General features: G+C 36.6%; 11 protein-coding genes. 3 read left to right on the plus strand and 8 right to left on the minus strand.

Annotation, left to right across the window (positions count from 1 at the left end; translation table 11 throughout):
- Positions 1 to 166: 166 nt before the first annotated feature.
- The 6 genes from B8967_RS02425 to B8967_RS02450 form a co-directional block, all read right to left on the minus strand.
- Entirely contained in the window at positions 167 to 1,975 is a 1,809-nt protein-coding gene (locus tag B8967_RS02425; RefSeq protein WP_084084230.1) for a hypothetical protein, read from the minus strand.
- 312 nt (positions 1,976 to 2,287) lie between these two features.
- Positions 2,288 to 3,439, minus strand: a complete 1,152-nt coding sequence (locus B8967_RS02430) for an efflux RND transporter periplasmic adaptor subunit (RefSeq protein ID WP_084084231.1) — start codon at positions 3,437 to 3,439, stop codon at positions 2,288 to 2,290.
- Between the two features lie 7 nt (positions 3,440 to 3,446).
- Positions 3,447 to 7,784, minus strand: coding sequence for a CusA/CzcA family heavy metal efflux RND transporter (locus B8967_RS02435; RefSeq protein ID WP_084084232.1), 4,338 nt, complete (start codon positions 7,782 to 7,784; stop codon positions 3,447 to 3,449).
- A gap of 217 nt (positions 7,785 to 8,001) precedes the next feature.
- Positions 8,002 to 8,364, minus strand: coding sequence for a hypothetical protein (locus B8967_RS02440; protein WP_143330449.1), 363 nt, complete (start codon positions 8,362 to 8,364; stop codon positions 8,002 to 8,004).
- 126 nt (positions 8,365 to 8,490) lie between these two features.
- Entirely contained in the window at positions 8,491 to 9,099 is a 609-nt protein-coding gene (locus tag B8967_RS02445; RefSeq protein WP_084084234.1) for a hypothetical protein, read from the minus strand.
- Positions 9,100 to 9,699: 600 nt separating this feature from the next.
- Entirely contained in the window at positions 9,700 to 10,482 is a 783-nt protein-coding gene (locus tag B8967_RS02450) for a helix-turn-helix domain-containing protein (protein ID WP_084084235.1), read from the minus strand.
- Between the two features lie 71 nt (positions 10,483 to 10,553).
- Between B8967_RS02450 and B8967_RS02455 the strand changes: the two genes are divergently transcribed.
- Positions 10,554 to 11,759, plus strand: coding sequence for a CynX/NimT family MFS transporter (locus B8967_RS02455; protein ID WP_228405994.1), 1,206 nt, complete (start codon positions 10,554 to 10,556; stop codon positions 11,757 to 11,759).
- 21 nt (positions 11,760 to 11,780) lie between these two features.
- Here B8967_RS02455 and B8967_RS02460 read toward each other — a convergent pair whose 3' ends face one another.
- Complete coding sequence (locus B8967_RS02460; RefSeq protein WP_084084237.1) at positions 11,781 to 12,488, minus strand: DUF421 domain-containing protein; 708 nt, start codon at positions 12,486 to 12,488, stop codon at positions 11,781 to 11,783.
- Positions 12,489 to 12,541: 53 nt separating this feature from the next.
- Complete coding sequence (locus tag B8967_RS02465) at positions 12,542 to 13,315, minus strand: MBL fold metallo-hydrolase (protein WP_084084238.1); 774 nt, start codon at positions 13,313 to 13,315, stop codon at positions 12,542 to 12,544.
- A 93-nt stretch (positions 13,316 to 13,408) separates the two neighbouring features.
- Here B8967_RS02465 and B8967_RS02470 point away from each other — a divergent pair, with 93 nt between their 5' ends.
- Both B8967_RS02470 and B8967_RS02475 read left to right on the plus strand, forming a co-directional pair.
- Positions 13,409 to 13,726 (plus strand): winged helix-turn-helix transcriptional regulator, encoded by a 318-nt coding sequence (locus tag B8967_RS02470; RefSeq protein WP_047496518.1) that lies wholly within the window; start codon positions 13,409 to 13,411, stop codon positions 13,724 to 13,726.
- A 217-nt stretch (positions 13,727 to 13,943) separates the two neighbouring features.
- Positions 13,944 to 15,395, plus strand: coding sequence for a T9SS type A sorting domain-containing protein (locus B8967_RS02475; protein WP_084084239.1), 1,452 nt, complete (start codon positions 13,944 to 13,946; stop codon positions 15,393 to 15,395).
- Positions 15,396 to 15,491 lie beyond the last annotated feature (96 nt).

Genomic DNA, 15,491 nt, shown 5'->3' on the forward strand with positions numbered 1-15,491 from the left:
AGGAATCCTGAAGAGGATAAGGATTCAAAATAGCCATTCCTGTGATAGTTATTATAAATGAAAATACTCATGCCTATTCATATCTTTTACTTCGGAATTATATGGGTTCAATAAAAAACAGCCTCCGGATGAAGGCTGTTTTAATCTATCAATTAAAAAAATACTGCTACTTTTCAACCTGAGGAACCTCAATGGCTGCAAGCATCAGTTTATATTCCTGCAGTTGCAGGGTTATGTTTTCCAATCCGTTTTTAAAGAGGGGTGATTCTTTAAACAGATGATGATAATATTCAATCCCTTCAAATATATTTTTTTTGAACGTATTCCATTTTTTAGACTGGGAATGCGTGATTTGGGCTGATGATTCTGTAATTTCTTTTTTCAGATAATCCACATACATTTTTAATTCGTTGATGAACATATTCGGCCGTTGATTATCAGGAAGAACATTGGTGTTTCCATAGATATGCTTTACCATTTCAGAAAGAGAAACCTCCTTGTCAAAAAAAGCAATATTCGGTCCCGGGCATATGACAACGCCTTGTTTTTCACCTTTAATTTCCATATTATGTTCCATATAAGCAGCATTTACAAGACCTACACAAAGACAGGCTTTATCTGTAATTTCCGACTTTCTTCGGTTAAATTCTTCATCCGTACATGTTTCCCGGCTGGAATACAGTTCTTTCAGTTTAATATCCTGATACTTCCTGGAAGCTGTACATGTTCCTTGAGAAGAAAACTCTTTGCTTAAAGCCAGTAGTTTTTTCGGACATGAACTTCCATATTTCCCATGAGATTCTTTCTGCTGTCTTAGTTGATCGTTGGATGTTCCTCTTACTGTATTAAAAGGGACTCCCAATGGTGAAAGATTACTCAGATAAAAATCTTTTTCTTTAGACTGTAGAAGCAAATTTCTGGTTTCTGTATCTACAGAAGTCGCTTCCGGAACCAATAAAAACGGAGACCCCCATCCTACACTGTCTACATCATAATTGTCAAGCAGAAAATCATGTTCTTCAGATGTTCCTACTCCGCCCTGAACGGTAATTTTCATTTCTAAGGGCTGGGCAATACCCGGTTTTCCTTTCTGTTCTAAAGCAGAGACCATTAAGGCATGGGCCGACTGGATCAGATCATTTTTTTTCTGTTTAAATTCTTCCATAATAGGCCCCAGGAGCAGTCCGTCTGTAGCAAATGCATGCCCTCCACAATTCAACCCGGATTCTATTCTGTATTCTGAAACCCAAAGCCCTTTTTTGGCCAGGAAATTCCCCTGAATCATTGCCGAGCGGAAATCACTTACTTTAAGAATAATCTTCTTTTTTAAAACGCCTTTCTGATCCGGAAAAAAATCTTCAAATTCCTCAATATAACTGTACAAACGAGGATTCATTCCCGCAGAAAGAACCATCGAAGAAGACAGTTTGCTTTTTGCAAATCCACGTAAAGACGCATGGGCATCATTATGGATCACAGAAAGCTGTTCACCTTTTTTATAGTTGTCTTTATCAACTTTTGTCATGATGTTGACATCAATGCTTCCCGGCTTTAAGTTAGACTCAATGAAGTTTCTAATAGCTGATCCCCAATTATCCTTTTGATTAATAAGGTTTTGAAGACCATCTTTCAGCTCTGATGTATTAGGTAACATCGTCATGAAATCTTTTAAAGCCTCTCTGTTTTTGCTGATTTCCTGTTTGAAAGATTCAAATTTTTCATTCACGATATCATCTACCATATCCAGATAAGCGGTAATTCTCTTTGCTCTGTAATCTTCTGTTTTGGATGAAATTTTTAAATAATCCAGATTAAATTTCTGATTATAAAAGTTTTTCATTTTTTCCAAAATTTCGTCATCGATAATGGAAATGACGGAAGAAATTCCATATTGGGCAACACGAATCGGACTGTCTATAGTATAAGCCAGCCCCATTACCGGAATATGAAAATTGTGTAACGGTTTAGTTGTCATTATATTTCAATAAAAGTTATCTTATGAATGCAACTAAAAATTCTAAAAAACTAATTCACTGCTTAAATATATCATTTTAAAATTAGCTATGCATTAAATAATACTTATAATATGGGAAATATGCTAAATATCATCTTGTACTGCGAATGCTGCTCTGCATTACTGCATGAATGACTGGCCGTTATCATTCCTTTAGCTAATGATATGTAATAAGAGCTAAGGGTTGGTTACTAAATAAAAAAGGTTTCATTTACCCGTTACAGTAAACAAAACCTTTGATTAAAAAATATTGATTTATAGGTTCAGGAAGTATTATTCTGCCTTATTTTTCAGCATCATCAGCAAACTGTAAGCACCTTTCTGTACAATTTTCTTATTTTTTAAAAAGTCAGCTTTCAGAATCTCTGTAAACTGATCATCTGCAATTCCGGTTATTACAGGGATCATCTTATAGTTTGATTTTCCAAGATCTTCAAAAACATAATTTTTATTCTCATAGGAAACTACCGCTTCATTGGGAAGTCCCTGCGTATTCCGGCTGCTGATATTAACCTCTGCATTGATATACATTCCTTTTACAAATTCAGGGTTTACAGAAGATAATTTGGCTACAGCCGTGGCAGAACCCCCATTTTCAATACTGGGAACTACACTTACAATTTTAGCGTTGGATTTTACATCAGGTTTCTGATTGTTGTACACCAGAATTTCCTGTCCGGTTTTTACGTCATTTACGTCATTTTCAAACACTTTTAATTCTAAAAGTAATCCGGCAGGATTAATCAGTTCAAATAAAGTATCTGCAGGGTTGATATACTGCCCGTTATTCACCGAAATTCTGCTTACAAAACCGCTAAACGGGGCATAAATATTAATTCGGCTTCTGATATTGCCGGTATGTAATCCTTGGGCACTGATTCCAATGATTCTGAGTTTTTCCTCCAGACCTTTTAAAGTAGCCTGTAAAGTGGAATAATCAGCCTGTGCAGTTTGCATGGTTTTATCACTGCTTGCCTTGCTTGTATTAAGGTCTTTTTGGCGGTTAAAGTTCAGTCTTGCTGCTTCCAGCTGTGCTTTTGTTACCAGATAGTCCTGCTGAAGCTGTATGAATTGTGGATCTTCCACCACAGCCAGTACCTGTCCTTTACTGAAATGGCTGCCATTTATTACATTGATAGATTTGATATGCCCACCCATAATACTGGAAACAGAACTGATATGGGAAGGAGCAATCTCTACTTTTCCGTTCAGTCTTACCAATTTTTCCATATTTCTATCCTGAATGGATGTAGTACTTACTCCTACAGACTGAATCTGTTTTTCTGTAAGATGAACTGTATTTTCATTGCCTTTAGTAAATTTCGTGTTTTCGTAAACCGTTTTTTCCTCTTCTTTTTTTCCTGAACAAGAAGATAAAATAAGTACTGAAGCAAAGTAGTATATTGATATTTTTTTGAAATGCATGACGCTGTTATTTTGAGATTAAGAAATTAAGTTCCGCTCCAATTTGGTTGAGTCTTTCCAGTTGATCGATGTAATCTGCTTTTGTTTTCACGGCCTGATTAACTAATATTACCCAGTTCAGATAATCAATTTCCCCAACTTCCATTTGTTTCTGTGCTGTTTTTAGGATGATTTCAGACTTGGGAAGCTGTTTCTGTTCATAATTTTCAATGATTTTTTGTTGATTTATATAGTTGCTCAGTTGTTGTCTCAGCCTGTTTTTAAGCTCAATTTCTTTTCTGTGAAACTGATTTTCAGAAATTTCTATTTTAGCCTGTGCAGCCTTTGCCAATGCTCTCTGCCCTTTAGTAAACAATGGAATTCCCACACCCACCTGAACAGAATTGAACCGGTTGTTGTTGATGTTTTTCATACTTTGGTTGGTATATCCAATAAGAAGTTCTGGGAGCAGTTTACTTTTTTCAAGCTGTACCTCGGCCTCTCCTACTTTGATCTGCTGCTGCAGAGCCTGAAGTTCGGGATGTTGTTTTACGGCTTCCTCTGAAGACTGAAGGTTAATATCCATTACAGGACGGTCTGCAACAGGCTGATAGGAATTCTCAGACTGAAGAAGTAACTGAAGCTGAAGTTTCGTCATATTCAGATCATTATCAAGGGTATTCAGCTGTACATTCATTTGCTCGTTCTGAATTTCAGCGGTGGATTCCTCTAAAATATTAGCCTCCCCTTTTTTCAGCCTTAGCCCTGCCTTCTCCGCAAAATTGTGATACAGCTGACTGATGTACAGCAATACCTTTTTCTTTTCCTGAAGAACTAAAACTCTATAAAAAACGTCCGTAACTTCTTTGGTAAGCTGTGCTTTGGTCAGGTTTTGATTGATTACACTTGCTGCCCATTCTGCATCCAGCATCTGTTTCCTTTTAGAATAAACTGTTGGAAAACTGAATCTTTGAGATATTCCAAACGAATTATCGGTTTCTTCACCCTGAATCTGACCAAAACCTCCTGTAACTTCCAGCTGTGGGATATCCAGATAGCTCGATTTTAATTTCTCCTGATATTCTGATATTAATTTTGAATTTTTGAGGGTTCCGTTCTGTTGGAAAGCTTTTTCCAAAGCCTGATCGTAAGTAATATTTTCCTGAGCCTGAAAACTTCCGAAAGATATCAGGATTAACAAAACGGACAGTTTTTTAGAATTTATTTTTTTAGAAAATTTCATAGTATGGGTATTAATATTTTCGAATATGACATAGAGTATTGGAAGGACAAATAAGGTCAAAAGAGTGGCAAGCATCAGTCCTCCGATAACCACAGTGGCCAAAGGTCTCTGTACTTCAGCACCTGCTCCGTTGCTTAATGCCATCGGTAAGAACCCTAAAGAAGCTACAAAAGCAGTCATTAAAACCGGACGAAGTCTGATCCTTGTCCCTGTTAAAACCACTCTGCTCATACTATCCATTCCTTTGTTTTTCAATCTGTTAAATTCAGAAATCAAAACAATTCCATTAAGTACGGCTACTCCAAACAAAGCAATAAATCCTACTCCTGCACTGATGCTGAATGGCATCCCTCTCAGAGCAAGAAAATATACACCGCCAATTGCTGATAAAGGGATGGCGGTATAGATGAGTAAACTATGCTTTACAGAACCAAAAGCAAAGAACAGTAACAGGAAAATCATCACTAGGGAAATAGGAACAGCAATGCCTAATCTTGCCTTGGCTTCATTTAAATTTTCAAAAGTCCCTCCATAAGAAACACTGTATCCCGGTGAAAATTTGAGGCCTTTCCCAGTTTTTTGCTGAAGTTCTTCCACAATAGTCTGCACATCCCTTCCTCTTACATTGAAACCAACAATGATTCTTCTTTTCGTATCTTCCCTCTGGATCTGGTTGGGGCTGTTTTTAAGTTCTACCTTTGCAAACTGAGATAATGGAACCTGCTCTCCGGATGGCGTTGGCACCAATAAATTTTGAATGCTTGCCAAATCTTTTTTATGCTGATTATCCATTCGGACAACAATATCAAACTTTTTCTCTCCTTCATATAATGCTCCTGCGGTCTGTCCTGCAAATGCCATATTGATAACTCTGTTGACATCCGCAACGGAAATATTGTAACGCGACAGTTCCGATCTGTTGTAATCAATAACAACCTGCGGGGCACCTACAACCGGTTCAATATAAAGATCCTGTGCTCCTTTTACAGTATTGATAATGCTTCCCAGCTTTTTGGCATACAGGGTAAGACTGTCCAGGTCTTCTCCATAAATTTTGCAGACTACATCCTGTCTGGCTCCGGTCATCAGCTCATTGAAACGCATCTGCACAGGAAACTGAAAACTCGTGGTAAGCCCCGGAATCACGCTTAGAGCTTTACTCATTTTATCAGAAAGTTCCGGAAATGTCGTTGCAGAGGTCCATTCTTTTTTGGGCTTCAGAACAATAATCATATCTCCTGCGTCCATCGGCATGGGTTCTGTAGGGATTTCTGCACTCCCGATCTTGGCAACGACCTTTTGAACCTCAGGAAACTGTTTTAAAAGAATATTACCGGCCTGTGTAGTTACCTTCTTGGTTTCATTAATATTACTCCCCTGAAGAATTCTCATCTCAACGGCAAAGTCCCCTTCTTCCAGAGACGGAATAAATTCTCCCCCCATCTTGGATAAAATGAAAACAGCCCCTGCAAAAAGAATAAATACACTCATAAGAATTGTCTTCCTGTATTTAAGGGCTTTCATCAGAAGTTTCTGGTGGCCTGCCTCCACTTTAGCCATAATCCTGTCTGAAATATTGTCTTTTTCCTTTTTCTTTCTGCTCAATACTAAAGAACTCATCATAGGGATATATGTCAAAGACAGGATAAACGCCCCTACTAATGCAAATGCAACCGTTTGCGCCATAGGCTTGAACATCTTTCCTTCAATTCCCTGAAGTGTAAAAATCGGAAGATAAACAATGAGGATAATAATTTGTCCAAAAACGGCACTGCTGACCATTTTCGTAGCAGAATCCGAAACCTGCTCATCCATTTCTTTTTTACTGAGCATATTGTCTTTGCCAAAGTATTTTTTGTGGGCCAGTTGATGCAGAACGGCTTCCACTATTATAACGGCACCGTCTACAATAAGGCCAAAGTCTAAGGCACCAAGGCTCATCAGGTTTCCTCCAACACCAAAGATATTCATCATAATGATGGCAAAAAGCATGGCCAAAGGAATCACAGAAGCCACTAATAATCCTGCTCTGAAGTTTCCTAAAAATAATACCAGAATAAAAACAACAATCAGTGCTCCTTCCATCAGATTAGTTTTTACTGTACTGATCGTATTATTTACCATTTTAGCACGGTCGAGAAACGGTTCAATAACCACTCCTTCAGGTAAAGACTCCTGAATCTTTTCCAGTCTTTGTTTAATATTGCCAATCACGACATTAGCGTTCTCTCCTTTAAGCATTAATACAATGGCTCCGGATACTTCGCCGGTATCATTATAGGTCATTGCTCCATACCGGGTAGCATAACCGATCTTAACGGATGCCACATCTTTGATATGTACAGGAATTCCTTCTTTGGTTTCCGCAACCTGAATACTTCCGATATCTTCCGTACTTCCCAAAAGACCTTCACTCCTGATAAAAAGAACCGTTTCTTTTTTCTCTATATAAGCTCCTCCGGTATTCTGGTTGTTTTTTTCCAAAGCCGTGAAAACATCATTGATATTGATGTTGAATGCCTGAAGCTTATTAGGATTAATCGCAATTTCATATTGTTTCAGTTTTCCTCCGAAACTGCTGACATCGGCCACTCCCTTAGTTCCCAGCAGCTGGCGCCTCACTACCCAGTCCTGAATGGTTCTGAGTTCAGTTTCATCATACACATTTTCATAGCCCTTTTTGGCTCTTACCACATACTGAAAGATCTCTCCCAGTCCGGTAGAAATAGGCCCTAGCTCAGGTTTTCCAATACCCTCAGGAATATTGTCCTGAACAAGCTGCAAACGCTCCTGAACCTGTTGGCGGGCCCAATATACATCGGTATTGTCATCAAAAACTACAGTTACCAGAGAAAGTCCAAATCTTGAAAGGCTACGCAATTCAGTAATTCCACTGATATTGCTGGTAGACTGTTCTATAGGAAAGGTAACAAGCCTTTCTATATCTGCTGCACCATAAGAGGGAGCGCTGGTAATGATCTGAACCTGATTATTGGTGATGTCAGGTTGCGCATCAATAGGAAGTTTAGTGGTTTCATAGACTCCAAAAAGAATGAGTCCCACTGTAAACAGAGCGATGATGAGTTTATTCTTTACAGAAAACTCAATAATTTTATTTAACATAAAAAATTATTAATTGATAACTCGTCGTGTTATAGAAAGCTGTTAAACTTCAACTCCAAACCACATAAATTCCTATATAAAGGTTAAAAACCTTTTAAATAAAAGTCCTTGTAATTAAGATATGAACACAGCTACAGTGCACAGAGAGTTAATGATAGGTAATAACTTGACAACCTTAAGTAAAAACTTAAAGCATTGATCTTGAATCTGAAATTAATTAAGAAAGCCGTGGAGGCTGGAAAATTCTGGAAAGATATAGGTTTGAGAAATCCTTTTCCTGGTAGATGCTATTCTTCTGTGGAATCGTAATTTCTACAGGCTTTTTTATTTCAAAACTAAGCTCGGGCAACTGAGCATAGACTGTTAGTACGATAGGTGGATTGATAAAAGGTAATTTTTGGTCGAGATCCCAGTCGGAATCTTTTTTATGATTGTCATAGTGCTCCAAAACAAATTCTGAAAGATTACCATGATACTCTATATAATGTTCAACAAACATAGGTACTTTGAGCACTTCCCCCGCATTGGTGGTAGCCATCACATATATCATCGAGCATAATATGGAAATCCATTTTAACATTGTCCCGCAAATATAAGGCTTAATTTTTTTTTTTTGAAATCAATTCGTATTAATTTTTTAAGAATTTATCCGTAACAGAAGCCGTTTAAGCAAATCGTACAGATGTCAAAAAGAGATAGGGCATTTCTATTCAAAGTCCAGAAAACCATCTGTAAGCTGTTCCCACTGGATTTTGGCGATTCCAATCATTCCTCCGGCAGCAACCAACATATTTCTAATGATATCAAAGAGTCTTGCATTGAAATTAGGAGATTCATTTCTCCCATATACTGCCGTTTGTATGTGAGTTGAATCTCTCTGGATCATAAATGTAGAAGTGGCTTTTGAGCTATAAAAGTGGGCAATATGGGCGTTGCTTTTATTCTTAGGATCCTGTGACGGTCTGCAGGTAATCATGATGCTTTCGGAGATTGTATCTTCATAATAACAGATCTCTGTTATTTCCACCCAATCATAACCTTTTGCTTCCGTTTCTCCCGGCCCCGGGATATTGATTCTGATAAAATCGCCTTTTAGAGGTTCTCTTTCTACAGGGATGGCATTGGAATCATACAGTTTAAATGCGGCAAAAGCGTCTCCACAATAGCTTTTCCATTTGTTGATGGAGAAAAATCTTTTTTTTACTATTTCAAATTTCAATGGAATCAGTGGCGCTGCAAACTGTTTTCGGCTTTCCGTGTCATGAAATCCTCCGGATTTTTGCTGAGGAACCCCTTTTATTTGCTTTGGTTTCATACCGTCTGTTTTAAAGCAAGTTAATGAAAATGATGCGCTTTATTTTATGAGTGTAGTCACAATCAAAAACACCAACAGCGATCATTCATTTTTAGGATGATGTACAATTACGGATTTGCATCATATACCCTATGATGTCATTAGAAATAGATATTTTAAAGAGGTACAATTATACACCCATAAAATTCCACAATGCTAAAGAAAACTTGCATCAGTTAAAGAATAGTTATTTTCTATCAAAATCAATAATTTTTAAAAAAAATGCATATATAATGTTTTGCATAATATTAATTTTACTTATATTTGTGGATCGAAATAATTTTTTTTCATCATTTGTGTTTTTTTAAGGTCTCCATTAGTGGGGACCTTTTTGCTTCCACTGATCCTATAATTGATTATTCACTGCTAATATGAAAATGCAATAAATGGTGAAATATTGTACTTTTTAAAATCAATAAATACTTTAATATAGGGTGTCGTATACATTTACAATGAACAATAAATCCCTTTTTAATGTTTTATAGTAAGATCAACGGCATAAACATATTATTCAACATTTATGGTACTTAGGATCAGAACTAAAAAATGAGATTTTGCCCGCTATTTAATATTTTTCACAAAATCGGTAGGCCGGAACTGCATCACAGCCTGAAAGCTTCTTGTGTAAGCCTGTACACTCTTGTACCCTACTTCATAGGCTGTTTCGGAAATGGTAAGATTTCCGGCACTCAAAAGCTCAAGACTTTTGATGATTCGCAGCATCTGCTGATATTTGCTGAGTGTAAGCCCGGTTTCTTTTTTGAAAATACGTTCTAAAGTACGGGTAGATAATAATGCCGTCTCTCCCAGGTCTTCTATTCTAATTTCTTTGTGATAATCATGATGCAGGTGTTCTATCACTTTTGTTAGGCGTTTGTCTTTAGGAAGACAGATATGGAGTTTCAGAGAATGTTCTACGAAATGAGGAAGCTCATTGAATAATGCTCTTAAAAATATGGTTTCATCGGCATCTTTTAAGAGTAGTTTAGACCATTTTTCCACATATTTTATCATTTCTTTTAAAACCGGAGGAACTGAAAATACGTTGACTTCATGGTAAAAAGAGTTTTTTCTGTCAACTTCAGCAAACATAATCATCAGATTGATTTTCTCAGAATGCGAATTGGTCTTATGGATGGTATTGGGAGGAATCCAAACAGCATGGTTTTGGGGAAGAAGGTAAATCTTTTCTTCAATGGTAATATACTGAAACCCGCTTTCTACATACACCAGCTGCCCTTTTTGATGCTGGTGAAGCACATCATCATGAATCCAGTTTTCTTCAAACCAGACAAAATAAGGCTTATGCAGTTCATCTACTTCTATACTGTTATTCGCATTCATGTCGTTTTAAGTTAAAACTTTGGCAAAATTAAACAAAATTACTATGCTAATTTTGCACAAAAGTTTTTATTATGATGAAGAGTGAAATAAGAAAAAAAGCATCTTATGCTTTACTGATCATTAATGTTTTGGTGGTTATACTGATCTCAAGTAATCTTCGTTCGCCTATTGTTGCAGTATCTCCTGTATTAAACGAGGTGAGAGAAGCTTTACAACTGGATAATTTTCAGGTGAGTTTGCTGACCTCCATTCCTCTTTTTATGTTTGCAGGCTGTTCGGTATTGGTGAGTAGATTTTCCAATACCCTTGGAATCAGTAAGCTATTGATGTATTCCTTACTTATTTTAAGTTTTGGGCTTTTTCTTCGTATTTCCGGATCACTGCCCATGTTGTTTCTGGGATCGATATTCATAGGGTTGGGAATTTGTATTGGTAATGTGGTAACCCCCGGATATGTTAAAAATAACTTCCCAAAACAGATTGGTCTTATGACCGGAATTTTTGCGGTTTCTATGAACCTTACTGCTGCACTGGCTTCAGGTTTTAGTGTAAGAATTGGAGAATGGACGGGCTTTGGATGGCGGGGTTCATTAGGGATCTGGCTTATTATTGCAGGATTGGGATTTCTTGTATTACTCCTTGAGCTTCTTTTCAACAAAAAGAATTCTGACCAACCCAAAGTGGCGTTGAGTACCTCTGGGATTAATATGTTCAAATCTTCCCAGGCATGGAATATTAGCATTTTCATGGGACTTCAGTCTCTGTTTTATTACTGCATGGTTGCCTGGCTACCCTCCTTCCTCGCAGATTATAATATGCAGGGAGAAAGCTCCGGCTGGGTTCTTTTTGTCATTCAGATTACGATGATTCCGGTGACGTTTTGCTGCCCGATTATAGCCAGTAAAATGAAGGATCAAAGGATTATGATTCTTTTTATCTGCGCCTTAATGTTTACAAGTACCATGATGTTTGTACTGCTAAAATCCCAATGGATTTATGTAAATGCAGTTATCATAGGCCTATCCAATGGATTGTCTTTCAGCCTGTCTATCCTGTTTTTCTCTACAAGAACAAAAAGCAGTATCAATGCAGTGAAAATTTCAGGAATGGCACAATCCGTAGGATATCTTATCGCCGGATTTGGACCTCCTGTTTTTGGAAAACTTCATGATTGGGATATTTCATGGAATACATCCTTTTATTTCCTGAGTATTGCAGTACTGATTATGCTGTATTTTGGATTGAAAGCAGCAAGAAACAGATATGTAGAAGATTAAATAAAGTTGGCTGGATCAACTTCAGGTGATGCGTTTCCTGTTACTGGACACCACCCATTCATCCTTTAAACAGCTAGGGCAATTTTCTGAATTGCCTGCTGTTTTATATTCCGTATGACCACAGAATGTACAGGAATAATATCCTTCATCATGAATAGATTTTAATGGATTTTCCAGTGAATCTGGCATAATAGGAAGCCCATATTTCACATATTGGTCTTCATAGAAAAACACACTGATTTCTCCGGAGATTTCTTCAATTGCAATTTCGATCTGTCCAAGCTGCGAAACACCTTTTAATCTTAGCTCCGCAAAGAATTCATCACTTCCTAAATTTTCTTTTTGGAAGTTCTTAACGGAAAATTCACCATTTTCTATCAGACAGATGGATTTTCCCTCCACCAGCTTTTCGAAAGTCTTACTTTTTCCAATAAAGAATGTAACGATTGTATACAGGAGAATAATGACAATGAAAACAATAAGGGAAGAAATAATTCCGACATCTTTATTAAACATGGGATCTCCTGCTGCAGAACCTAATCCAATAATAACTACCAGTTCAAAGATAGAGAGTTGTTTAACACCTCTTTTCCCTAAAATCCTCAACCCGATAATAATAGCCAGGAACATAATCATGGTACGAAGAATGATCTCTAAAAGAAAAGACCATTCTTCATGTCCCAATAATAATTCTTTCCAATCAAGATTTAAGAAAAAAACTGAAAGCATAAAATTATTTATGAATGAGAGTCCAAAAAACAAGCCATCCCAAAGGGGTATTCCTACGACTTGAACTCTAAGGTGATTTCTTCACCATCTTTTAGGATAAAACATTGATCAGCTAACCCTTCTTTAACTATCTTTTCCTCAATATACTTTCTGTCTTCTTTGCAATGGCTCACCGCTTCCAGATGGGTAACCCATACGAATGCTTCGGGAGCATACCTGCAGACTTTTATAATATCTTCACTCGTCATAATAATAGGATCTCCCATTGAAAAAGTGGCAGCTCCGCCTGCCACAATAATGTGCTCTGGCTGATACCTGTCTATCTCCTCTGCAATATCATCATACCAGATACTGTCCCCAACAATATAAACGGACTGGTTAGCCGTTTTAAAAACAAATCCGTTTACCACTCCCATTTTTTCTCCAATTTCTCCGGTTCCGTGCTGTCCTTTCGTGATAAATATATCCATACTATTCCAATGGAGATGATCACTGATAGGGATCACATTTCTAAATCCTTGCTCCGCTATTTGTTCTGAAATGACGGAGGGACACAGAATAAGCATATTTTTATCGATGAGCTCTATTGCTTTTGAATCCCAATGGTCGGGATGGAGATGAGTAATAACTACAGCATCTACTTTTTCCAGTTTTTGCACCAATTCTTCATGACTGAACGGAAGATCAACCAATGGATTCAGGAGTTCACTATCTGTCATAGGAAATTTTCCCAAAGATCCTTTATCTCCAAGCATAGGATCAATAAGGATATTCACGTCATTGTTATTTAACAGTAATGTTGCATTGCGCCATAATTGTAGTTTCATTTTGTTTAAATTTGCTGAACAAATCTATCGGTTAATGACCGCAAAATAATCGATGGTTACCAAAAGGTTAACCATATTTATAGTAAGGAATTGATGAATTTTGAAGAATTTAAAACGTGTGGACTTCGACGGAGCCTGGATATCCTGTCCGGAAAATGGAAACCTCTGATCTTATCCTCTCTTTTTGAGGAGGAACAGGTACGTTTTGTGGAGCTTTGGCGAAAAATGCCGAGAGTTTCCAAGAAAGTGTTAGCAGAACAGCTAAAACAGCTGGAAGAAAATGATATTATTCAACGTATTGAAGTATACAATTTCCCTCCGGAAGTATATTACAAACTTTCAGACAGAGCCAGAAAATTAGGTCCTATTCTTGATGCACTGCATAAATGGGGTAACGAACTGAACCCATAATACCAATCTCCCGCAGGAATTTCTCAGCGCAACATTTACTCTTTCATTGGCTTTAGTTGATTTTTTTCTAGTAAAATATCTGTTAAAAGGCAAAATCCGGAGAGTTCTTTACTTTTCTAAAACTTTATCATATATTTGGAAACACAACCCAAAAATTATATGTTGATGTAGGTTACAAAATATAACCTCAAAATTTCCTATTAAAAAAAAACAAACAATGAAAAAAAAATTATTATTTGTGTTTATTCTTATAACACAAACTTCCTTCGCGCAAATTATTTCCAAAGATCCTACGTTTGCTTCAAACGGGATTTATACTCTTCCGGCAGGAAACTCATATTTAGGAACGGGAAGCAGCTATGCAGGAGAATTAACTGCAGCAACAAGTTCAGTATTTTATAAATCCTATGACCCCAGTCTCAACCAATTAATTATTTCTAAAGCGACGGGTTACAGCGGCCCTTTAGATTTGACTTTTGGAACAAATGGTAAAATTGTACTGAACTACAACGACGGTTCTCTTGTTGGATGTATAAGACATACCGATGATAAATTAACTTTACTACTCAAACGATATGATTCTACAAACAATACGTATTATCTGGATGTAGTCCGATTACTTTCGAATGGGCAATCAGACCCTTCTTTTGGAAATGGAGGAATAAAGGCATTAGCCAATTTATCAGTTTCTTTTGAATTAACTAATCTTATACAGCAGGGAAATAAAATTCTTGTTTCAGGAATTAGTATGGATTCTTTTGGACAAACTGACTCGAAAACTCATACGTTGAGATTAAATTCTGATGGCACATTAGACAACAGCTTTGGGAATAACGGAGAGATATTGACTTATCAACAGAATCCTTTGCAAAGTTCTTATCTTCCTCATATCATTTTAGATAACCAGTTTAATCTTCTTTTTTTCGGAAATGGTACCATAAAGAAATACACTGTTGACGGACAGCCTATGACTGGTTTTGGTAATAATGGAGAAGTTTTGTTTAGTGGAGAAACAAGTATTGTAAAAGTAGATTCTGCTGATAGAATTGTGTATGCAAAAAATGACTTAATGTGGCAGACACCACCTACCTTAGGAAGGCTTAATGCTGATGGCTCACCAGATACGACATTCAATTATAATGGTATTGCCGGTCTGGAATTTCGGGATATCTATGAAAAAAATGGTTATTATTATCTTGCAGGCTATGCTGAACTCAATAATAATGGATATACTTATTATTATATCTCTAAGCTTAATCAAAATGGAACTGTTTATCCTTTATTTGGAGAATATATAGAAAATGATCCTAATTTACGATATCATAATATTAATGCAATAAAGGTTTTTGATAATAACATCATTGTGAGTACAGATGGAGAAACATTAAACATTGTTAAATATCTTGTAAACGATGATGCTACATTATCAACAAAAGAAACGGTAAAAAACAATACTGAAATTACTTTTGAAAGCCCTGTAAAACAAGATTTAGTGTATCATTCAAAAGAAAAAATTAGCAGAATAGAAATCTATTCTATTGATGGAAAGCTATTAAAAACTGTAAAAGAGAATAATTCAGATGTTTCTGAACTTTCTAAAGGAGTTTATTTTGCGAAAATCATTTTTGAAAATGGAAAAGTTTCTACAAAAAAATTTAGTAAGAAGTAGAAAATGTACATCTTAAAAACTGTAATTAGATTCTGCACATGAAAAGAATCAAAAGGATTCCCTGAGGCTTGCCACGGGGAATTCTTTTGATTACAA

The sequence above is a fragment of the Chryseobacterium sp. YR221 genome (assembly GCF_900176315.1).
Lineage (GTDB): Bacteria > Bacteroidota > Bacteroidia > Flavobacteriales > Weeksellaceae > Chryseobacterium > Chryseobacterium rhizosphaerae.